General features: G+C 41.5%; 23 protein-coding genes and 1 tRNA gene. 10 read left to right on the top strand and 14 right to left on the bottom strand.

Translation table 11 applies throughout. The features are described 5' to 3' along the window. Nucleotides 1-258: 258 nt before the first annotated feature. Both larC and larB read right to left on the bottom strand, forming a co-directional pair. A complete protein-coding gene (larC, locus tag ACT3CD_RS01740) occupies nucleotides 259-1,074 on the bottom strand; it encodes a nickel insertion protein (protein ID WP_444642340.1) in 816 nt (271 codons plus the stop codon). Nucleotides 1,075-1,080: 6 nt separating this feature from the next. Further along, the gene (gene larB / locus ACT3CD_RS01745; RefSeq protein WP_444642341.1) at nucleotides 1,081-1,821 is read right to left on the bottom strand and encodes a nickel pincer cofactor biosynthesis protein LarB; all 741 of its coding nucleotides are present in this window, start codon (nucleotides 1,819-1,821) and stop codon (nucleotides 1,081-1,083) included. A gap of 378 nt (nucleotides 1,822-2,199) precedes the next feature. Between larB and ACT3CD_RS01750 the strand changes: the two genes are divergently transcribed. Together ACT3CD_RS01750 and ACT3CD_RS01755 are read left to right on the top strand one after the other, a co-directional pair. Continuing rightward, nucleotides 2,200-3,843, top strand: coding sequence for an AMP-binding protein (locus ACT3CD_RS01750; protein WP_444642342.1), 1,644 nt, complete (start codon nucleotides 2,200-2,202; stop codon nucleotides 3,841-3,843). A 26-nt stretch (nucleotides 3,844-3,869) separates the two neighbouring features. Then, nucleotides 3,870-4,556, top strand: a complete 687-nt coding sequence (locus ACT3CD_RS01755; RefSeq protein ID WP_444642343.1) for a 2-C-methyl-D-erythritol 4-phosphate cytidylyltransferase — start codon at nucleotides 3,870-3,872, stop codon at nucleotides 4,554-4,556. Here ACT3CD_RS01755 and ACT3CD_RS01760 read toward each other — a convergent pair. The 4 genes from ACT3CD_RS01760 to ACT3CD_RS01775 are packed head-to-tail and all read right to left on the bottom strand — an operon-like array spanning nucleotide 4,522 to nucleotide 7,462. Further along, complete coding sequence (locus ACT3CD_RS01760; protein ID WP_444642345.1) at nucleotides 4,522-5,352, bottom strand: metal ABC transporter permease; 831 nt, start codon at nucleotides 5,350-5,352, stop codon at nucleotides 4,522-4,524. The genes ACT3CD_RS01755 and ACT3CD_RS01760 overlap by 35 nt on opposite strands. Continuing rightward, entirely contained in the window at nucleotides 5,349-6,092 is a 744-nt protein-coding gene (locus ACT3CD_RS01765; RefSeq protein ID WP_444642347.1) for a metal ABC transporter ATP-binding protein, read from the bottom strand. The genes ACT3CD_RS01760 and ACT3CD_RS01765 overlap by 4 nt, the downstream gene beginning before the upstream one ends. Nucleotides 6,093-6,101: 9 nt before the next feature. Then, nucleotides 6,102-6,995, bottom strand: a complete 894-nt coding sequence (locus tag ACT3CD_RS01770) for a metal ABC transporter solute-binding protein, Zn/Mn family (protein WP_444642349.1) — start codon at nucleotides 6,993-6,995, stop codon at nucleotides 6,102-6,104. 2 nt (nucleotides 6,996-6,997) lie between these two features. Continuing rightward, complete coding sequence (locus tag ACT3CD_RS01775) at nucleotides 6,998-7,462, bottom strand: Fur family transcriptional regulator (protein WP_444642350.1); 465 nt, start codon at nucleotides 7,460-7,462, stop codon at nucleotides 6,998-7,000. A gap of 290 nt (nucleotides 7,463-7,752) precedes the next feature. On the opposite strand from ACT3CD_RS01775, the gene rplU reads away from it, so the two are divergent. The 5 genes from rplU to ruvC all read left to right on the top strand — a co-directional run bounded on the left by rplU (nucleotide 7,753) and on the right by ruvC (nucleotide 10,602). After that, nucleotides 7,753-8,067 (top strand): 50S ribosomal protein L21, encoded by a 315-nt coding sequence (gene rplU / locus ACT3CD_RS01780; RefSeq protein WP_444642352.1) that lies wholly within the window; start codon nucleotides 7,753-7,755, stop codon nucleotides 8,065-8,067. A 19-nt stretch (nucleotides 8,068-8,086) separates the two neighbouring features. Further along, nucleotides 8,087-8,350: a 50S ribosomal protein L27 gene (rpmA, locus tag ACT3CD_RS01785; RefSeq protein ID WP_444642354.1), complete on the top strand. Its 264-nt coding sequence runs from the start codon at nucleotides 8,087-8,089 to the stop codon at nucleotides 8,348-8,350. Nucleotides 8,351-8,446: 96 nt separating this feature from the next. Next, entirely contained in the window at nucleotides 8,447-9,718 is a 1,272-nt protein-coding gene (gene serS, locus ACT3CD_RS01790; protein ID WP_444642356.1) for a serine--tRNA ligase, read from the top strand. 9 nt (nucleotides 9,719-9,727) lie between these two features. After that, nucleotides 9,728-10,039, top strand: a complete 312-nt coding sequence (locus tag ACT3CD_RS01795) for a DUF4286 family protein (RefSeq protein ID WP_444642358.1) — start codon at nucleotides 9,728-9,730, stop codon at nucleotides 10,037-10,039. Further along, nucleotides 10,036-10,602 carry a crossover junction endodeoxyribonuclease RuvC gene (ruvC, locus tag ACT3CD_RS01800; RefSeq protein WP_444642360.1) on the top strand — a complete coding sequence of 189 codons (567 nt, stop codon included), beginning with the start codon at nucleotides 10,036-10,038 and terminating at the stop codon, nucleotides 10,600-10,602. The genes ACT3CD_RS01795 and ruvC overlap by 4 nt, the downstream gene beginning before the upstream one ends. 26 nt (nucleotides 10,603-10,628) lie before the next feature. Here the strand turns inward: ruvC and ACT3CD_RS01805 are convergent, their stop codons facing one another. From ACT3CD_RS01805 to ACT3CD_RS01815, 3 genes are all read right to left on the bottom strand, one after another. Further along, nucleotides 10,629-11,033 carry an HIT family protein gene (locus ACT3CD_RS01805; protein ID WP_444642362.1) on the bottom strand — a complete coding sequence of 135 codons (405 nt, stop codon included), beginning with the start codon at nucleotides 11,031-11,033 and terminating at the stop codon, nucleotides 10,629-10,631. Nucleotides 11,034-11,187: 154 nt separating this feature from the next. Further along, entirely contained in the window at nucleotides 11,188-11,661 is a 474-nt protein-coding gene (gene greA, locus ACT3CD_RS01810; RefSeq protein ID WP_444642364.1) for a transcription elongation factor GreA, read from the bottom strand. A 138-nt stretch (nucleotides 11,662-11,799) separates the two neighbouring features. Beyond that, nucleotides 11,800-12,282 (bottom strand): hypothetical protein, encoded by a 483-nt coding sequence (locus tag ACT3CD_RS01815; protein ID WP_444642366.1) that lies wholly within the window; start codon nucleotides 12,280-12,282, stop codon nucleotides 11,800-11,802. Between the two features lie 130 nt (nucleotides 12,283-12,412). On the opposite strand from ACT3CD_RS01815, the gene ACT3CD_RS01820 reads away from it, so the two are divergent. After that, entirely contained in the window at nucleotides 12,413-12,847 is a 435-nt protein-coding gene (locus ACT3CD_RS01820; RefSeq protein ID WP_444642368.1) for a Rieske (2Fe-2S) protein, read from the top strand. Between the two features lie 136 nt (nucleotides 12,848-12,983). On the opposite strand, the gene ahcY is transcribed toward ACT3CD_RS01820, so the two are convergent. From ahcY to ACT3CD_RS01845, 5 genes are all read right to left on the bottom strand, one after another. Further along, entirely contained in the window at nucleotides 12,984-14,393 is a 1,410-nt protein-coding gene (gene ahcY / locus ACT3CD_RS01825; RefSeq protein ID WP_444642370.1) for an adenosylhomocysteinase, read from the bottom strand. Nucleotides 14,394-14,400: 7 nt separating this feature from the next. Beyond that, nucleotides 14,401-15,408 (bottom strand): bifunctional riboflavin kinase/FAD synthetase, encoded by a 1,008-nt coding sequence (locus ACT3CD_RS01830; RefSeq protein ID WP_444642372.1) that lies wholly within the window; start codon nucleotides 15,406-15,408, stop codon nucleotides 14,401-14,403. Further along, entirely contained in the window at nucleotides 15,353-15,694 is a 342-nt protein-coding gene (gene arsC / locus ACT3CD_RS01835; RefSeq protein WP_444642374.1) for an arsenate reductase (glutaredoxin), read from the bottom strand. The genes ACT3CD_RS01830 and arsC overlap by 56 nt, the downstream gene beginning before the upstream one ends. Nucleotides 15,695-15,700: 6 nt before the next feature. After that, nucleotides 15,701-16,808, bottom strand: a protein-coding gene (gene prfB / locus ACT3CD_RS01840; protein ID WP_444642376.1) for a peptide chain release factor 2 whose coding sequence is annotated in 2 segments (ribosomal slippage) — nucleotides 15,701-16,744 and nucleotides 16,746-16,808 — 1,107 coding nt in all. Because the reading frame shifts where the segments join, the coding sequence is not laid out codon by codon here. Nucleotides 16,809-16,941: 133 nt separating this feature from the next. Further along, nucleotides 16,942-17,016 (bottom strand) — tRNA-His (locus tag ACT3CD_RS01845). 197 nt (nucleotides 17,017-17,213) lie between these two features. Here ACT3CD_RS01845 and ACT3CD_RS01850 point away from each other — a divergent pair. Continuing rightward, nucleotides 17,214-17,897, top strand: coding sequence for a DNA alkylation repair protein (locus ACT3CD_RS01850; RefSeq protein ID WP_444642378.1), 684 nt, complete (start codon nucleotides 17,214-17,216; stop codon nucleotides 17,895-17,897). 295 nt (nucleotides 17,898-18,192) lie between these two features. Next, entirely contained in the window at nucleotides 18,193-19,389 is a 1,197-nt protein-coding gene (locus ACT3CD_RS01855) for a GNAT family N-acetyltransferase (protein ID WP_444642380.1), read from the top strand. The last annotated feature ends 134 nt before the right edge of the window (nucleotides 19,390-19,523 follow it).

The raw sequence follows: 19,523 nt of genomic DNA on the forward strand, positions 1-19,523 counted from the left end.
AGACAAACACTAGTTCGCTTGATTTTTTCCATTCAATGGTGTGTTAACAATCTGTGATATTCGTGGTTTTGTATAACCAGAAAAGGATGCTCTGTCCTCTTTTTAGGGTTGGTTATTCACCTGAATGTACACCACCAGACTGTTCTGTTTGGTGGTTTTTAATATGATTATATTTTGTTTTTTAAGGTCATCTGGAACTCACCAGAATTAGTCATACTTCTGTGTGTGAAGCAATTTTCATGGTTCGTTTCATTTAGTTTATACCAGATAAATTTTTAATGGTGGAATGGGCAAATCTTTGGTTCCTCTTGATTGTCCTGCGGCTGATATAGAATCAGGGAGTGACACAATGGTATTAGCCTGCAGTGCCGATAATGCGGCGGCGCCGGTAGGGGTGAATAATTCGGTCTCAATGGGGCCTGCTGTTACCGGAATGTGGTTATTCTTAATCATGATTTGAGTGGCGGGTGCCGGAACTTTCAAGGTGCCGTGCGAAAAACTGATTGAGCCGCCTCCATAGCTCACAGGTTCTACAAGTTGGGCATTTGTTGATGCTTGTAGGTCTTGTAAACTTATTACTGCCCCTGTAATATCTATCAGTATATCCTGCGCCTCGTGAAGCCAGGCTTCTGGCATGCCATGATGATGGTGGTGGTTGAGGTTATGATCGTGTTCATGCTCCTCATTATCGTGATGATGGTTATCGTGATGATGGCTTTCCATGTTGAAATCGAAGTTATCATGTGCTTCTTTTTCTGCCATGATAAGTTCTTTGAGCATCTGAAACCCAAATTTTCGGTATTCTGGTGTTATTTTTAAATCCTGAAATAAATGTTCCAGCAGATGCCAGGCTTTGTGTGATGACAAATGTCCGTGGTGATGTTCCACATCAATCAGCATACGTGAACAGTTATCACTGGTTTTCACATGTTGTACATTGGCACGTCCAATCATTTCTGCGGCCATTAGCATGGCGTCGGTTACTTTGTTTTTATCGGCACCGGCATCTATTAATGCGGCGGCAAACATGTCACCGGCAAAGCCGCCTTGTGGGTTGATGTATAGCTGTTTCATGTGTTGCTATTTTTTTTGATTTTTTGCAATTAAACCTGCTACAACAGCTGCTCTTACGCCGCCGTCGATGTTTACAACGGTGAGGTTTGGGGCACAGGATGCCAACATTGATGTTAGTGCGGCTTCTTTAGCCCTGAAGCCATAGCCTACTGATGTTGGTACTCCAATAACCGGCAACGGAACCAGCGAAGCAACAAATGGAGCAAGTGCACCCTCCATTCCGGCAACGACGATAACGGCGGCCACTTCTTTTTTTATGCCTTCTTTTATGGCTTCTAAAACCCGCGTTGGATGGGCTATACCTCGGTCTTCGTAAACCAGTGCATTAACTCCGATGCTTTTTAACGTTAATTCAGCTTCTGCTGTTATGGGGTGATCGGCTGCACCGGCACTAATTAATAAAATATGTCCTTTGGCTGATGGAAATTCACCCAATACCAATAGGTTCGGACTTTCATGAATCTCTGTTTTTTCTTTAAAATAGTCGGCTAGCGCTTGATTGTATGGGCTTCTTGATATTAAAACACGCGAATGGTGCTGCAACAGACTGTCTGAGAGTTCTATGGTTTGTGATAACGTTTTGTATTCACCATATATTATTTCCGGAATGTTGAGGCGTGCACCCCGGTTGATGTCAGCAATGTAGTTTTGGGCTGTTTCAATCCAATCGAGCGTGAAGTGCTTGTGCGCTTCATGACGATCCATTTTCCCATCTTTAATATTATTGTAAAGTTCGTCAAATGTCATTTTTGTTTGTTTTAATGACTTTAGCAACAAAGGTGCTAATTTTTTGCCAATATGGGTTGTCCTATATTGGTGTTTGTTGTTGTTTATTTGGTAATTGTTTAAAAATGTTAATTTTTTAAATTTTGACGGATTGTGTTTTGTGTTGCTGTATGTGATTTACTATTAGGTTTTTATGACCGAGGTGATAACGTGCCAATTTCGTTTTTGAAAACGTTTTTTTGTTTTATAAATAATTTCATCAAACTTTGGACGTTTTTTCGTCCGTATAAAATGACTTTTATTTTTGTAAGTTATTGTTATATGCTTTTTTACGATATTTTGGGATAAATTGGGTCTTTGGCTCGTTTCACATTGAACAATGAATCAATTAATATAATTATGGAAGCAAATGGTTATTTGTCGATGGTATTGAATACCATTGAGAAAAATTCTGATTTGTCGGCTTTCAGTGACTACAAAGGCGGTAGCTATACATACCGGGAAGTAGGAGAGCTTATTTTTAAATTGCACTTTACATACCGCGAGTTAGGAATTAAAAAGGGGGATAAAATAGCCCTTATTGGGCGTAACATGTCTAATTGGGGAATCGTTTATCTGGCAACGGTTACTTACGGCGCCGTTATTGTCCCTATTTTGCCTGATTTTCATTCCAACGATATTCACCATATCGTGAATCATAGTGAATCGGTTTTATTGTTTTCGACCACATGGATGTTCGATAAAATAGATGATACCAAGATTTCACATGTTAAAGGGGTTATTTCGGTTAATGATTTTAAACCTTTGGTGGATGTTAAAGGAAAAATTGAAAAGGCGTTTAAGAAGGCCGAGACGGAACTTCGTGCCAAACCTTTTGATGTTAGACGTTTAAATTTGCCCAAAGTTGGCGCTGAAGAGGTTATGGTTTTATCTTATACTTCTGGAACAAGTGGTTATTCTAAAGGTGTTTTGTTGCCGCATCGAAGTATTTGGTCCAATGTTTTGTATGCCGATGAGAAGTTGCATATGAAACGGGGTGAACGGGTGGTCTCTTTTTTGCCTTTAGCTCATGCGTATGGTTGTCTGTTCGAGTTTTTGTGGCCATTTACAGCCGGGTGCCATATTACATTTTTGACAAGAACTCCCACGCCTCAGATTATTACGGAAGCTTTTAGAGATGTTAAGCCGAATCTTATATTATCGGTTCCGCTTATTTTGGAAAAGATTTTTAAACGACGTATTCAACCAACTCTCGAAAAACGACCTTTGCGTGCTTTGCTTAAGTTGCCTATTGCCAATAAATTAATTTATTCGAAGGTAAGAAAGACTTTGATCGATACTTTTGGCGGTGAGTTTAAAGCGATGGTTGTTGGAGGGGCCGCTTTAAACAAGGATGTGGAGGCTTTTCTGAAAAAAATTAATTTTCCCATTACGGTTGGTTATGGCATGACGGAATGTGGGCCTCTGGTTAGTTATGAAAACTGGGACGAGACAAAATCCGGGTCTGCTGGGCGCGTTGTTCATCGAATGCAGGTTCGCATCGATAGTGATGATCCACAGAATATTGTGGGTGAGATTCAGGTGAAAGGCGATAATACCTTATTGGGATATTTTAAAAATGATGTCGCAACTAAAGAGATATTTACCGTTGATGGATGGGTTCGTACGGGTGATTTAGGCGTGGTGGATAGCGATGGTTTCATTTTTATTCGTGGTCGTAGTAAGAATATGATTTTAGGTTCTTCAGGGCAAAATATTTATCCGGAAGAGATTGAGGCCGTTATTAACAATAAGGAGATGGTGCAGGAATGTCTGGTGCGCGAAAAAGATGGGAAAATAGAAGCCTTGATTTATCCTGATTATGAAGTTTGCGACAGGGAACGTATGAGTCACGGCGAAATTGATGATGTTTTACTGGCTTTAAGGAAGGAAGTTAATGAAGAATTGCCGGCTTATATGGCGGTATCACGAATGGTTCTTTTTCCGGAAGAGTTTGAAAAGACGCCAAAGAAAAGTATTAAACGTTATAAATATGTTAATTGAGTGAATGATTTTATTTTTTTAGAGTCATGACGCGAAGTGTTATTATTGTTGCTGGTGGTAAAGGCTTGAGAATGAATAGCGCTATGCCAAAGCAGTTTATCTCTGTTGGTGATTGGCCTGTTTTAATGTGGACTGTTAAACGTTTTTGGGAATATGACCAACAAATGAAAATTGTGGTTGTTTTGCCCGATGATCAACAGCAGGTTTGGCTGTCGTTGTGTAAGACTTATTCTTTCTCTGTTGAACATGAGTTGGCAGTGGGTGGCTCTACGCGTTTTCACAGTGTTCTGAATGGCTTGCAAATGGTTGGCGATAGTAGTCTGATTGGGGTACATGACGGTGTGCGGCCTTTCGTGTCGGTGGCAACCATTGACCGGTGTTTTGAAGCGGCAGATTCTTTTGGGGCAGCTGTGCCTGTGTTGCCGTCCGTGGAGTCGATCAGGGAGTTGAAGGATGATGCAACCTCTGTGGCACGTAACCGTGCTGCCTTCTGTATGGTTCAGACACCTCAGGTGTTTAAGGCCGACTGGCTTTTTAAAGCCTATGAGCAACCGTGGAGGGCTTCATATACAGATGATGCTTCGGTGGTTGAAGCGGCGGGTTATTCCATTTCGTTGACGGAAGGAAATCGTGAAAATATAAAAATTACTTCGCCTTTCGATCTGCTTGTTGCTGAAGCTATTTTGAACGCTTCAGCAACCCAACAATTATAAATAGTGTTTTTATTAATAGAAACTGAAGGGTTAGAACAAAAATGATAGCTGCGCCAGAAGGAATATTTATTTGGTAGGCAACAAAGAGTCCGGCCAGCGAGCCTGTAACTGCCCATAAAACCGACCATATGATGATTTTTTTGAAGTTGTTGGCAAACAGCATCGCGGTGGTTTGTGGTATGGTAAACAGACTTAAAACGAGTATGATACCCATGGCCCTGATGCTTACTACAATGGCCAGAGAAACCAGTATCGACATGGCATATCTGAAAAACACGACTTTTGTACCCATGATGCCTGCAAACTCGGGATCGAAGGCTGTCTGCACGATTGGCCGGTAAAAAAAACTGAAAAACAGACCTGTAATAGTGGCAAGAGCCAATAATACGATGAGATCTGTTGTTCCAACCGACAGAATACTACCAAATAAGAAGCTCATGAGATTGGGCGTGTAACCCGGTGTAAGAAATACAAATATGATCCCGATGGCCATCCCCAGAGACCATAATATCGCTATGACACTGTCTTCTCTTATTTTGCCATGTTTTGACAGCCATTCAATGCCTGTGCCTGTAAGTACGGCAAATACAGCTGCTCCAAGGAACGGATTTAGTCCCAGATAATAGGCCAGTCCGATGCCGCCAAACGAGGCGTGGGTGATGCCGCCGCTGATAAAAACAATCTTTCGCGATACCACATAGGTTCCAATCATAGCCGCTATTAAACTCGTTAATAGAACTGCTATTACGGCATGACGAAAAAACTCGAATTCAAAGAGGTTGATAAAATCATTCATTGTTCGTGTATTTTTAAAACGCGGTGTGGTACTTGTCCGTGCGTGATCAGTTCTATGGGACAGTTATAACTTTTCATTTGTTCGGCGGTAATTTTGTTGCCAGGGTGGTAATGTAACCCACCGTTGACGCAAGCGATGGTTTTAACCATTGACGAGATGGTCCCTATATCGTGACTAACAAGCAATATGGCCATGTGTTGGTTTAATTCGCTCAGACGACCGTAAAATTCGCCTTCGAAATTTTTATCTACATAGGTATTTGGCTCGTCTAAAATTAATAATTGGGGCTCATTAACCAGTGCTCTTGACAACATGACTCGTTGCAGCTGCCCTCCCGAAAGTTTTTCAATGGGGCGATGGGCCAGTTGCACAATGCCGTTTTCTTTCATCACTGTATTTACCTTTTCTTTTTGGCTGCTGCTTAAACGAGGCCACCATTTTGAACCGGTCTTTAATCCCGATTCAATAACATCTCTTACATTGATGGGGAAAGCCCGGTCAATCATTGATATCTGTGGCAGATAGCCAATGGATATTGGCCCACTGGGGAAAATGATTTGCCCGGTGTATGGTTTTATAAGTCCCAGGATGGTTTTTACAAAAGTGGTTTTTCCGCCGCCATTGGGGCCTATTATGCCAATAAAATCTTCCCTTTTAACGTCGAGTGAAACATCCTTTAAAACTGGTCCCTCGTTATAGCCTACGGTAAGGTTTTTTATCTGAAGAATGGTTGTTCCCATTTTGCTGTTTTAGTTTTTGGACGTTGACAGATGTCTTTCAAGTGAACCGGTTATGCGTTTCATCTCTTCCAGCCAGTTATAAGCCATTGGATTTATTTGCTCGATTTGGATATTGGCTTCGCGACCGATGAGTTGTGCGTTTCGTATATCATATTCTTCCTGAATGAAAATGACCGGTATATTGTCGTTTTTGGCCTTTTGAATGAGGTCTGCCAGAAATGCTGGTGATGGTTCTTTACCATCTTGTTCTATCGAAATTTGTGTCAGTCCATAATCGCGCGCCAAATAAGTAAGTGCCGGATGAAAGATGAGAAATTTCTTCTGTGGCAGCAGGCTGACAAGTGTGTCAGTTCTTTGACTGAGAATTTTCAGGCTGGCCATAAATTGCACGTAATTTTTTTCAATCGTGTCGGTCAGTAGTGGAAAGGTATGCAGCAGGGCTACTTTTAAACGAGGCATGAAAAGTGCAACGACTTTGGGTGACATCCAGATGTGTGGATCGATGCCATCGTTGTGTGAGTGGTCGTTATGCGTTTCGCTACTGTTGATAAGATTTAGGCTGTCGGATAAGTTGAGAATGACCATATCCGGACTTAGCTCAGTGAGTCGTTTTAACCAGGTTTGCTCATAGCCCAAATGTCCCATGCTTACATAGAGTCTCGATTGCGACATGTTTTGAAGCTGTTGCGCTGTAGGTGCGTATGTCGCATGGCCTGCACCCGGAGGAACCATTACATTTACTTTCACTGATCCGCCCGTGAGCTGGTCAATAAAAAATTTTTGGGGTAAAATACTAACGGAAATTACTTCTCTCGTTTTATCAGCCGATTTCATTTTACAACCATTGGTCATGAAAATCGTCGTTAATAGGATTACAATGCTAATAAGGTGATATCTGTTCATGGTTAATGATTTTTAGAATCGGTTGATTGGGGTTTACTATATATTTTTTTGTTGCACTCAGGGCATATTCCTTCAATGACGACCTGGCTGGATTGCATGGAATAACCCCCGGGTAGCATATCTTCCTGTATTTTGATCTGTGGCATACAAACCAGGCGGTCGCACTGACAACAATGAAAATGTGGATGATCATTTTTTTTATGTTCCCCCGCTAATTTGTATTTAACGGTGTGGACGTCAATTGTTATTTGATGAATAATGCCCTTGTTGAGTAGCGTCTTGATAGTACGGTATAGTGTTACACGATCTATATTTTCGCAATTTTGTACCAGTACCTCTTCAATTTCCTTCTGTGTTAAGGCTTTGGCAGGTTCCAGTAGTGCTGCCACAACCTGACGTCTAATGTCTGTGATATTTAGCTTTTTGCTTCTTAGAAGCTCGTCCGCGAAATTATAATTTGCAACCATGTTGCAAAAATACTCTTTTTTTTCGGGGCTGGCAATCTTTAGCTTTGATTTTGTGTGCTTAATCTTTTTTTGTTTTCATGATTTTATAGCCATTATTTGGTGTGAAAATAGGCTTGGAAATTGTTTTGCGGAATATAAAGTTGATGAATTGATAAGCTTTTGTCTGGCAATTTGTTTGTTAGCCAAATAATTTTCTCTAATTTTGCAGTCCGAAACAATTTCGCGGGGTTAGAAGAGATAAATGAGAGTAGTTTATCCACCTCCGGAAAATAACAGTAAATTTTAACTAGATGTACGCAATTGTAACTATTGCAGGTCAGCAGTTTAAGGTTGAAAAAGACCGTAAAGTGTTTGTACACCGATTGAATGCAGAAGAAGGTGCTTCTGTTGAGTTTGATGAGGTTTTGTTGGTTGAAGATGAGAGTGGAATCAAAGTGGGAGCGCCTGTTTTGGCAGGTGCAAAAGTAACCGCTAAAGTATTGTCTCATTTGAAAGGTGACAAAGTTCTCGTTTTCAAAAAGAAAAGACGTAAAGGCTATCAAAAGATGAATGGTCATCGTCAGTTTTTGAGTCAAATTCAAATTGAAAACATTCAGATTGGTTAATTAAAAAAATTATCGTGATATGGCACACAAGAAAGGAGTAGGTAGTTCCAAGAACGGTCGTGAATCGGAAAGTAAACGACTGGGCGTAAAAATCTTTGGCGGACAGTTTGCTAAAGCTGGAAATATCATCGTACGTCAACGCGGTACTCAACACCATCCCGGCGACAATGTAGGTATCGGTAAAGATCATACTTTGTTTGCTTTGATTGATGGAAATGTTGTTTTCCGTAAGAAAAAAGACAATCGTTCTTTTGTCTCGATTGAGTCTGTTGCTGCCGAATAAGTAACAGCAGAAAACACTTAAAATGTCTCCTGTTTTTGTTACTTTCGTAACAGATTCAGGAGATTTTTTTATCTATTGATTTTTAACCATTTTGTTATGCTAACACTGCGACAAATTCAGGATAATAAAGAAGGGGTTATCGAGCGTCTTAAAATAAAAGGTTTTGATGCCACTGACCTTGTAGAACAGATTATTGCGTTGGATAATAAGCGCAAAAATACCCAGTCGGAGTCCGACGGACTTCAGGCTGAAATGAATGCTTTATCGAAGTCTATTGGTCAGATGTATAAAGATGGCAAGGCTGAGGAGGCCATCGCTGCCAAAGCTAAAACTGCCAGCTTGAAGGAGCAGATTAAAGAGTTGACTTCAACGTTGGAAACGACCGAACAAGAATTACAGAATTTGGTGGTTTTGTTGCCTAACCTGCCCCACGAATCTGTGCCTGTAGGAAAAGGAGCCGAAGATAATGTGGTTGTACGCGAAGGAGGGGTTATTCCGCCGTTGAAAGATGCGCTTCCCCATTGGGAGTTGGCAAAAAAATATAACCTGATTGATTTTGAATTAGGCGTGAAATTAACTGGTGCCGGCTTTCCGGTTTACCGAGGAAAAGGGGCTAAGTTGCAACGTGCTTTGATTCAGTTTTTTCTGGAAGAGGCTACAAAAGCAGGTTTCGAAGAGATCATGCCGCCTTTGATGGTCAATGAAGACTCGGGGTTTGGCACCGGTCAGTTACCCGACAAAGAAGGGCAGATGTATCATGTTGGTGTGGATAATCTGTATCTTATTCCTACTGCCGAAGTGCCGGTAACCAACATATATCGTGATGTTATTTTGAATGCCTCTCAGTTGCCAATCAAGAATTGTGCTTATTCAGCTTGTTTTCGTCGTGAAGCAGGATCGTACGGTAAAGATGTGCGCGGTTTAAACCGTTTACACCAATTTGATAAGGTTGAAATTGTGCAGGTGGCACATCCTGCTAAGTCGTATGAAGTGTTGGAAGAGATGGTAGCGCATGTGCAGTCGCTGGTGGAAAAGCTGCAATTGCCCTGGCGTATTCTGCGTTTGTGTGGAGGCGATTTGAGTTTTACTTCTGCTTTGACGTTCGATTTTGAAGTCTTTTCGGCTGCACAAAAACGTTGGTTGGAAGTGAGTTCTGTGAGTAATTTTGAAAGCTTCCAGGCCAATCGTTTGAAACTGAGGTTTAAAGAGGATGGGGAGAAGAAAACCCGGTTGGCGCATACCTTAAACGGCAGTGCTTTGGCACTTCCCCGTATTGTGGCCGCATTGCTCGAAAACAATCAGTTTGAGGGAGGCATCAGAATTCCAAAAGTTTTAATCCCGTTTTGCGGGTTCGAGGTCATTGATTAATTTATTGGCATGGCATATTTTATTTTTAATACGTCCTTTTATGTGAATGAGCAGCGGCTGGAAGAGTGGCGTTTGTGGTTAAAGGAGGATTTGGAGCCCTTGGCACACAATACTGGGACTGACATCAATAAAATTGGACTTTTTGAAGTTTTATCGGAAACACCGGGCGACAACCTGGTGTTTTCATTTCAATGGAGATGTGGTTCAATGCGTGATGTTGAACGGCTGGATGCTTCGTTAGCGCCGGTTTTACAAAAAGTACCCGTTTTATTTGGCGACGAAATCACTCATTTTAGTTCTATTATGCAACACGTATTATGACTGTAAAAGCGCCTGGAGAGCGGATTATTCTGGGTATTGATCCAGGAACCACAATCATGGGGTATGGTGTGCTACTGGTTCGTGGTAATATGCCATCGATGGTGGCAATGGGTGTTTTGGAGCTAAAGAAATACTCCGATCATTATTTGAAATTAAAGAAAATATTTGAGCGGGTGGTTCAGTTAATTGACACTTATCACCCTGACGAAATGGCCATAGAGGCGCCGTTTTTTGGTAAGAATGTGCAGTCGATGCTAAAGCTGGGACGTGCACAGGGAGTGGCAATGGCAGCGGCTTTGTCGCGTTCGCTCCCCATTTTTGAATATGCACCATTGCGTATAAAACAGGCTATTACCGGACGGGGTAGCGCATCCAAAGAACAGGTTGCCTTGTTTTTGAAACAGTATCTGAAGTTACAGGAGGACCCTAAATATCTGGATGCCACCGATGGACTTGCTGCAGCTGTTTGTCATTATTTTCAGGCCCGCACACCTGTGGGCGGTGGTACTGTTAAAAGCTGGAAGGAATTTATAAATAAACATCCTTCACGGGTGAAGAAATAGCGGAGCTCCGGTTAGAAGATCGCTTTTTACTGTTTTTGTTTTAATTCAGTTCTTATCTTTTCTGCAATAGCAGCCATTTCTTCCCCACTCAGTTTTAGTTTGGGGTTTGAAAAATTGATGTCGGCTTCGGTTTGTAATGGGACCAAATGCATGTGTGCATGTGGTACTTCCAGGCCAAGAACAGCAACTCCAATTCGTTGACATGGCATGCTTTTTTGGATGGCACCGGCCACCTTTTTTGCGAATACAATAATGCCTTTAAGGGTGTTGTCGTCCAAATCGAAAAGATAATCCACCTCTTTTTTGGGAATTACCAGTGTGTGTCCCTTGGCAAGAGGATTTATGTCCAGAAAAGCGAAATAGTTATCGTCCTCAGCAATTTTGTAACAAGGTATTTCGCCATTAATAATTTTGGTAAATATGGAAGCCATAGTATTTGAAGTTTGTTGAACAAAGATAACGACTTTTGTTGTTTACAACAAAGTTCATGAGGCGATTAAAAAAGGCAGAAGGCAGAAGTTGAAACTCCTGCCTTCTGCCTTTTTGCTGACTTATCAGCACAAAAGACTATGTGAAACAGCTATCTTATAATGATATTTCCAGTACTTCAAAGGTTATTAATCCGGAAGGGACCTGAATATCTACTTTGTCACCGACTTTTTTGCCCAGTAAACCTTTGGCAATGGGAGTCGTGATGGCTATTTTACCCGATTTAAGGTCGGCTTCACTTTCCGACACCAACTGATAAGTCATGACTGCCTTGTTCTTCATGTTTTTCAGTTTAACTTTGTTCAGAATCTGAACCTTAGAGGTGTCTAATTTGGATTCGTCAATAACCCGGCTATTCATAATAGCTTCTTTTAGTTTTGCGATTTTCATTTCCAAAAGACCTTGCGCCTCTTTGGCCGCATCGTATTCCGCGTTTTCAGATAAATCTCCTTTATCCCGGGCTTCCGCAATTTGTGCCGATATCTTTGGCCGTTCAATGGATTCCAGTTTGTTTAATTCTTCACGTAATCGTTTCAGGCCTTCTTCAGTAACATAACTAACACTTGACATGTTTTATTCCTCCTGATGTTTAAATATGGTTAAAATATAAAAGAATCCCGGACACTTCCGAGACCCTTTGGTTACTAAAGTAACTTTTGTTAAAATGTTTGATTTGATTGTTTGGCTTAGCTCTTGTGAAGAGACATTCTAAAAAACAGGCCGTTTTAGAATTTCAGTATAAACTATCGCTTTTCTCAGATCGATGGGTTCATCGTCAAACCCTGTTGAGGCGATCGTTTGACTGTCGTCATCCTCTTTTACTAAGTTTTTTGAGACAATCTTCGACGATATCCTCGAAACCCGCTCGGGTCTTTTTCGGTTGTCTCTGCTTTTTATGCGTTGATATCCGGAACTGTTATACACCATCTTAGGGGGACGCATGACTTCCGGTTGCATGCTTGATGTTGGTATAGTGATTGGTTTTTCTTCTTTTACCTCTTCAGGCGATGGCTCCGGCGTGTCAAACCAATCACTTAAAGTCGGAAATGCCTCCTGAGGCACCTCTGTATATTCACTTTGGGGTACGGACGTACCGTCCTGTTTGGTCCCCCTGGTTTTTCTTATGATGCTGAAAACCAAGGCTCCAACCATCGCGATAATGTAAAATATGTCGCCGAATGAATCGCCCATAGTGAGATAAATAATTAGTAGCTAAATTAGCCGTAACAAAACAATTTACCAAATAAACTGACTGTATTTTTTTATTTGTGCGTATTTGTCTGTTTATTTGATGTTATTCACTTATTGTAGATTGAAGTTTATGGAGCAACGTTTTTTGCGTCGGTTGATGGGGGTGTTTATACTGTTGGTATTGGTTCTGGCGTGCGATAAATCGGAGATGCCGGTGCCAAATGTGCATTTTGAAGTTTATGTTGACCTGACCTTGCCTCAGTTTAATAAGCAGATGTTTATTTTTAATTCCGATGGCAGGCAGAAGGCCGGGGTGGCAGGAGTCATTGTTTATCAGAATACACTGGATTCTTATTATGTTTATGAGAGATACTGTCCATATGATGGTGATTCAGGCGGCGTGGTTGATCTCGACGAGAGTCGTTCAGCTGCAGTTTGTTCTACCTGTGGTTCTCAGTTTCTTCTGGGAACATCGGAGGGTGGTGTTTTGGAGGGGCCTGCAACCTATTCGTTGAAGACTTATACAAGTCGTAGAGAGGGAAAATATCTTATTATTTCTAATTGATAATGTCTGCCTTTGCTTTTATAGCAGCTAGCTATGACTTTTTTTAGTCAAAAATAGCTGGAGCGTATATTATTAACAATCCCGCTACCTGAGAGCAAGTATCACTCTTGGTTAGCGGGATTGTTGTGATGTATTTTTAATATCTGTAAAGATCAGATTTAAATGGTCCGTTGGGGTTAACACCTATATATTGGGCTTGCTCAGCGGTTAATTTAGTTAATTTGACACCGAGTTTGTCTAAGTGAAGACGAGCCACTTCTTCGTCCAGATGTTTGGGTAGCGTGTAAACACCCAGTTTGTAATCATTTTTCCAAAGTTCAAGTTGGGCCAGCGTTTGGTTGGTAAATGAGTTACTCATCACAAAACTGGGGTGACCTGTGGCATTTCCCAGATTAACCAATCGTCCGCGTGAAAGCAGGGTGATGCTGTGTCCGTCAGGAAACAGGAATTTATCGACTTGCGGTTTAATGTTGATTTCTTTTATGCCGGGATATTTTACCAGTTTTTCAACTTGAATTTCATTATCGAAATGGCCGATGTTACAGACAATGGCGGTGTCTTTCATATTAGCCATATGGTCAACGGTGATGACGTCGCGGTTCCCAGTGGTGGTGACAAATATGTCAGCGCGGTTTAAGGTGTCTTCAATCGTTGTTACTTCGTAGCCTTCCATGGCGGCCTGTAGCGCACAAATAGGGTCTATCTCAGTAATAAGTACGCGTGCTCCAAAACCTCGCATGCTTTGCGCACAACCTTTACCAACATCGCCATAGCCGCATACAACAACTGTTTTACCTGCCACCATGACATCAGTGCCTCTTTTTATGCCGTCAGCCAGACTTTCGCGACAGCCATATAGATTGTCGAATTTTGATTTTGTTACCGAGTCGTTAACATTGATGGCAGGGAACAGAAGTTCTCCTTTTTCCATCATTTGGTAAAGCCTGTGAACACCTGTGGTGGTTTCTTCGCTGACGCCACGGATTTTTGAGGCTGCTTTTGTCCATCGTTGACTGCCGGCAGTATGTAATTGATCCAGAAGTTTCATTAGTTCCTGGTAGTCTTCTCCTTCATTGCTGTAGTCTTGTTTTAGCAGGCTGGGATCTTTTTCAATTTCAACGCCTTTGTGGATCATTAATGTGGCATCGCCACCATCATCAACAATAAGATCGGGGCCAACGCCATCGCCAAAATTCAGCGCCTGTTCGGTACACCACCAGTATTCTTCCAATGTTTCACCTTTCCAGGCAAATACCGGCACGCCGCTTTGGGCAATGGCAGCGGCAGCGTGGTCCTGAGTTGAGTATATGTTACAGCTGGCCCAACGAACATTGGCGCCAAGTTCAACAAGGGTTTCAATTAATACGGCGGTTTGAATGGTCATATGTAGTGAGCCCATTATGTTAGCCCCTTTTAACGGCTTTTTATCGCCGTATTTTTCACGTAAAGCCATGAGACCGGGCATTTCTTTTTCGGCGATTTCTATTTCTTTTCGTCCGAATTCAGCCAGACTCAGGTCTTTTACTTTGTAGGTTTGTGTGCTCATAGTGTTCTTATTTTCTTTTGATTAGTACTTGTCTTATTATTATTTCATCTTTTTGAAGTTGTTCTTTTAGCGCTTCAATGCCGGAAAATTTCATTTCGTCACGGATGCGTTTTTCAAAGTAAACCACAATTTCTTCCGAGTAAATATCCCGGTTAAAGTCCAGTATGTGAACTTCAATTGAGCGATGGTCCATTTGGTGGTTTACCGTTGGCCTGACACCTATGTTCACCATGCCGTTAAATAGTTTCCCGATGACTTTTACGCGGCAGGCATACACCCCATCCGGTGGCACCAGTTTGCTTCGTTCCTGAAGCATCACGTTGGCTGTGGGGTAGGCTATGGTTCGCCCAAGTCGTTGTCCGCCAACAACGGTTCCTGAGATGGCGTACGGATAGCCCAGCAAGTGGTTGGCTCCTCCGATGTTACCTTCTAACAGAAGTTGTCGTATTTTGGTTGAACTTGGATGGTCGCCATTGACATCTACGTGACGAAACTGTGTGAGTTGGAAATTGTGTTTGTGCGACAGCTCTGTCAATTCGTTAAAAGTAATCCCTCCCTTTCCAAATTTATGATTGAAGCCGGTAACCAGATGCTTCACATGAAGTTTTTTTACCAGAATTTCTTCGGTGAAGCTTTGTGCTGTGTAGGCCGCTAATTCGGCTGTAAACGGGAGGATCATCAGATGATCGATGCCTGTTTCGCTAATTAGTTTTGTTTTTTCCTCCAAAGTTGTTAGCAGTCGCAGCCTTTCTGCATCCTGAAGTAACACTTGTCGTGGGTGTGGCCAGAATGTGATGACCAGTGATTCGGTGTTTTCGGCAACAGCAAGTTCTTTCACCTTTTCGAGAAGGGCCTTGTGTCCGGGGTGTACGCCGTCAAAGGTCCCCATTGTTATTACCGGCGACGGACCTGAATAATTATTTAAAGATGAATGAATTTGCATGATGTTAGTCTGCTTCTCAGATGATGTCCAGAATTTTCTCCAGCGGTCGGCCAATGACAGCTTTATTGCCATTAATAACAACAGGCCGTTCAATGAGTTTAGGATTGTTCGCTAAAATGTCAATCCATTCATCGTCGTTTAATTGTTTGCCTTTGAATTGAGTTTTGAACAGTTCTTCATTTTTTCGTACCCAATCGAGTGGTTTGATATTTAATTTTTTTAAAATATTTCGAATCTCATTGGCGGACAGCGGTTGATCGAGATAGCGGATTTCTTCTACTTCGAGGCCTTTCTCGTTCAGAAATTTAAGAACCGAGCGACTTTTACTGCAGCGTGGATTATGAAGTATCTGTATCATTTTTTTTTATTTTTTATCGAATATGTCATCGGCGCCATATTGCATCAGGTAAGCTTTTATGAATCCATCTATTTCGCCGTCTAACACCGCTTGTATATTGCTTGTCTCATGGCCGGTACGAACGTCTTTTACCAGTTTATAAGGTTGAAGAACATACGATCTGATTTGGGATCCCCATTCTATTTTTTTCTTTTGGGATTCAATTTTGTTTTGTTCTTCGAGGCGTTTACGTAGCTCTATTTCGTAGAGTTGTGATTTTAGGTTACGCAAAGCATTTTCTTTGTTTCCGCCCTGCGAGCGCGATTCGGTGTTTTCAATGACGATACCTGTTGGTGCATGCCGTAAGCGAACGCCTGTTTCTACCTTATTAACATTTTGTCCGCCGGCACCGCTTGAACGAAATGTTTCCCAGGTGATGTCGGCTGGGTTAATTTCTATTTCGATACTATCATCTATGAGGGGGATAACATATACCGAGGTGAATGAAGTCATTCGTTTATTGGCCGAGTTGAAAGGGGATAGCCTTACCAGTCGGTGAACGCCGTTTTCGCCTTTAAGGTAGCCATAGGCATAGTCGCCTTCAAATTGTAATGTAACAGTTTTAATACCGGCTTCTTCGCCATCCAGGATGTGTTGGACGCTGACTTTGAATTTGTTTTGTTCGCCCCAGCGCATATACATGCGCATGAGCATTTGAGCCCAGTCCTGACTTTCGGTGCCGCCGGCCCCGGCATTGATTTTCAGAATGGCTCCCATTCTATCTTCTTCTTTCTGGAGCATGTTGCGTAATTCCAGCTCTTCGGTTTTGGAAAAAGCTTTTTTATAGGCCGCATCGATGTCCGTTTCTTCCGCTTCGCCTTCTTTATAAAAATCGTTTAGAACCAGAAGGTCGTCAATCAACGTTTTTATTTCGTTGTAACCGTTGACCCATGCTTTCAGGTCTTTTAGCTTTTTCATGTGGGCTTCTGCTTTTTTGGCATCATTCCAAAAATCAGGCGCCTGTGTTCTTATTTCTTCTTCTTCTATTTCTACAGTTTTACGATCGATGTCAAAGATACCTCCTTAACGCCAGCTCGCGTCCACTCAAGTCTTTTATCTGCTCAGGTGTTACCATAATTTTGTTTGTTTTTTCAGGTTGAAAATCAGGCCGCAAAGTTACTAATTTTATTTTAATGGGGTTGGGTTGATTGTGAGACTTTTGAACACAAAAAAAGCCCGACATTTTTAATAAAAAATGTCGGGCTGAAGGGTGAAAGACCGGGTTCGAACCGGCGACTTCCAGAACCACAATCTGGCGCTCTGCCAACTGAGCTACAATCACCATTTTTAAAGCGGTACAAATATAAAGTTTTTTCTTTTAATTTTGCAACACCAGAATCAAAATGGCGTGTTCTTTTTTTTATGAGGAATCGGGTTTTTTGTTTTATCCGAAAAACGGGTGGATGGTGATTTGTTTTTAATCAAATAATTAGTGCCTTTAAACAAGGTGTCAGGAAAAATAATAGATAATTTTAATCAAATGAAATTTTTTACCTTTGACGAAGATTTAGACAGGCAGGTGAAGCATATTCGCTCACGAATCCGTCTATTAATGAATGGTGAAGTTGCTCAGCAGTTGCGTGACAGTGGATTAGATTATCCTAAGATGTATGGGGTATCCTTAATCCATTTGCGAAAGTTATCGCAGGAGTTTCAGCCGTCCAACGGGTTAGCCGATCGTTTGTGGAATTTGGCGTTCCGTGAAACACGTATTTTGGCAACCATGCTGGCAAAACGCGATGAATTATCTGATGCCTTGCTTGCGGAGTGGGCCGATGGTATTACCAACATAGAGATGGCCGAACAAATGGCCTTTAATCTATTGGGGCGACGTGCCGGGTCGAAGGAGATTATTGAGTCGTGGTTGTTGCATCCTCAATTATATGTTCGATATGCCGCTTTAATGAGTATTGGGTGGCAGTTTCGGTTTGTGGGTAAAGAGTTAACTCCCTGGGTGAAGCAAAATTTATCTGCCTTGGAAGCGCTTACCAACGAAGCGAAGCTGGTGCATCCTGTTTCGCACTGTTTAAAAATGGCTGGCCGTTACGACGCGGAACTTCGACCTTCGATAGCTGATTTTGCAAAAGAATGTGCTGGGAGCGATGATAGGGTGCTTAAGGAGGCTGGTCAAGGAATTTTATTTGAATTTGAAGCGGCTGAATAGTTTTCGTCAAGAGTAATTTTTGTTTTCTTTAGCATATTTGAAGTTTGTTTTTGAAGGGGGAATGCAATGATTGCTGTTTTAACAGTATTTGAAAGCTTTGAGAATAGTACTTCTTTAAAATTTTTGTGGCAGATATAGAAGTTCCATTTTTGAAGTTTGAGAAGTCCGGATAATGTGAGTTTGAGGTGGTAACTGATTATTTAAAAGATAAGAATAAAGCAGAAGTAGGACTTTTTTTGCAAGCACAAAATAGTTTTTTTTGTCTGTTTACTAAGTAATTGAAAAAATTATACCAATGAAAATATTACCAGTAATTGATAAGTCAACTACAGCCATGTTTCTTGATGTGGTGAAGGTTGTTTACAAGGGAGATAATAATTATGTACGTCCGCTGGATGTTCAGATTGAAGAGGTTTTTAATCCTCAAAAAAATAAATTTTTTAGTCATGGCGAAGCCATTCGTTTTGTGTTGGTTGACGATAATGGTGGCGCTATAGGTCGGGTGGCTGCTTTTATTAATGAGAAAAAAGCGACTGGTTTTGTCCAGCCAACAGGAGGAATGGGCTTCTTTGAATGTATTAATAATAGAGAGGCTGCCTATATGTTATTTGATGCGGCCAGGGATTGGCTCGCGGAGCGTGGCATGGAAGCAATGGATGGTCCCATAAATTTTGGTGAAAACGATAATTTCTGGGGCCTTTTGGTTGAAGGTTTTTCTCAACCGGCATTTGGAATGCAGTATAATCCTCCTTATTATGTGGCGTTTTTTGAGTCGTATGGCTTTAGAAATTATTTTGAGCAGGTTACCAATATTCTTGATTTACAAAAGCCCTTTCCGGAGCGTTTTTGGAAAATTGCCGGTCGGGTGGTCAGTCGTGAAGATTATTCTTTTAGGCATTTTTCTGTTAAAGAGGCCGATAAATTTATTGATGATTTAATTGAGGTTTATAACGATGCCTGGCGTTTTCATGAAAATTTCACCCCTATGGAAGCCGAGGTGCTTTATAATACGCTTAATGATGCGAAGTCGTTTATGGATGAAGAGATGATTTGGTATGCGTATCATAAAGATGAACCCATCGCTTTCTTTGTGATGTTTCCGGATATTAATCAAATTATTAAGCATTTTAAAGGGAAGATGAATCTTTGGAACAAGTTGCGTTTTGTGTATTATAAATGGACCAAAGAGATGACGCGTTCGCGGGTGGTAATTATGGGCGTTAAGCCGCAATATCAGCGTTTGGGAATTGAGTCAGGCATTTTTTGGCACTTGCGTGATGTGATGGCCAAACGGCCGCATATCACTGAAATGGAATTGTCGTGGGTTGGCGATTTTAATCCTAAAATGAGGGCGCTCCATGAATCGATGGGCGCTACCTTTGGCAAAAAACATATTACCTATCGTATGGTTTTTGATCCCGCAAAACGTGACGTGCCCCAACGGGCAGGCAGTATTCCGGTAGATACAAAATACAGGGACAAAGAATCGTAGAGATTATTGAAGTTGCTTGTAATTAGTATTTGTATATAAAGACGGTTGTTGTTCGTGTGCATAGTGTGCGTTCAGTGGTCGTAAAAAATCCATAGAGTTGCCAATTGTCTGACATAATCAGACAATTGGCCTTT

It is taken from the genome of Geofilum sp. OHC36d9 (assembly GCF_052400685.1).
Lineage (GTDB): Bacteria > Bacteroidota > Bacteroidia > Bacteroidales > Marinilabiliaceae > CAZHHH01.

Coding starts and splice junctions, on each gene's coding strand:
- larC (WP_444642340.1), bottom strand. CDS start 1,074: ATGAAACAGCTATACATCAACCCACAAGGCGGCTTTGCCGGTGACATG.
- larB (WP_444642341.1), bottom strand. CDS start 1,821: ATGACATTTGACGAACTTTACAATAATATTAAAGATGGGAAAATGGAT.
- ACT3CD_RS01750 (WP_444642342.1), top strand. CDS start 2,200: ATGGAAGCAAATGGTTATTTGTCGATGGTATTGAATACCATTGAGAAA.
- ACT3CD_RS01755 (WP_444642343.1), top strand. CDS start 3,870: ATGACGCGAAGTGTTATTATTGTTGCTGGTGGTAAAGGCTTGAGAATG.
- ACT3CD_RS01760 (WP_444642345.1), bottom strand. CDS start 5,352: ATGAATGATTTTATCAACCTCTTTGAATTCGAGTTTTTTCGTCATGCC.
- ACT3CD_RS01765 (WP_444642347.1), bottom strand. CDS start 6,092: ATGGGAACAACCATTCTTCAGATAAAAAACCTTACCGTAGGCTATAAC.
- ACT3CD_RS01770 (WP_444642349.1), bottom strand. CDS start 6,995: ATGAACAGATATCACCTTATTAGCATTGTAATCCTATTAACGACGATT.
- ACT3CD_RS01775 (WP_444642350.1), bottom strand. CDS start 7,462: ATGGTTGCAAATTATAATTTCGCGGACGAGCTTCTAAGAAGCAAAAAG.
- rplU (WP_444642352.1), top strand. CDS start 7,753: ATGTACGCAATTGTAACTATTGCAGGTCAGCAGTTTAAGGTTGAAAAA.
- rpmA (WP_444642354.1), top strand. CDS start 8,087: ATGGCACACAAGAAAGGAGTAGGTAGTTCCAAGAACGGTCGTGAATCG.
- serS (WP_444642356.1), top strand. CDS start 8,447: ATGCTAACACTGCGACAAATTCAGGATAATAAAGAAGGGGTTATCGAG.
- ACT3CD_RS01795 (WP_444642358.1), top strand. CDS start 9,728: ATGGCATATTTTATTTTTAATACGTCCTTTTATGTGAATGAGCAGCGG.
- ruvC (WP_444642360.1), top strand. CDS start 10,036: ATGACTGTAAAAGCGCCTGGAGAGCGGATTATTCTGGGTATTGATCCA.
- ACT3CD_RS01805 (WP_444642362.1), bottom strand. CDS start 11,033: ATGGCTTCCATATTTACCAAAATTATTAATGGCGAAATACCTTGTTAC.
- greA (WP_444642364.1), bottom strand. CDS start 11,661: ATGTCAAGTGTTAGTTATGTTACTGAAGAAGGCCTGAAACGATTACGT.
- ACT3CD_RS01815 (WP_444642366.1), bottom strand. CDS start 12,282: ATGGGCGATTCATTCGGCGACATATTTTACATTATCGCGATGGTTGGA.
- ACT3CD_RS01820 (WP_444642368.1), top strand. CDS start 12,413: ATGGAGCAACGTTTTTTGCGTCGGTTGATGGGGGTGTTTATACTGTTG.
- ahcY (WP_444642370.1), bottom strand. CDS start 14,393: ATGAGCACACAAACCTACAAAGTAAAAGACCTGAGTCTGGCTGAATTC.
- ACT3CD_RS01830 (WP_444642372.1), bottom strand. CDS start 15,408: ATGGCAATAAAGCTGTCATTGGCCGACCGCTGGAGAAAATTCTGGACA.
- arsC (WP_444642374.1), bottom strand. CDS start 15,694: ATGATACAGATACTTCATAATCCACGCTGCAGTAAAAGTCGCTCGGTT.
- ACT3CD_RS01850 (WP_444642378.1), top strand. CDS start 17,214: ATGAAATTTTTTACCTTTGACGAAGATTTAGACAGGCAGGTGAAGCAT.
- ACT3CD_RS01855 (WP_444642380.1), top strand. CDS start 18,193: ATGAAAATATTACCAGTAATTGATAAGTCAACTACAGCCATGTTTCTT.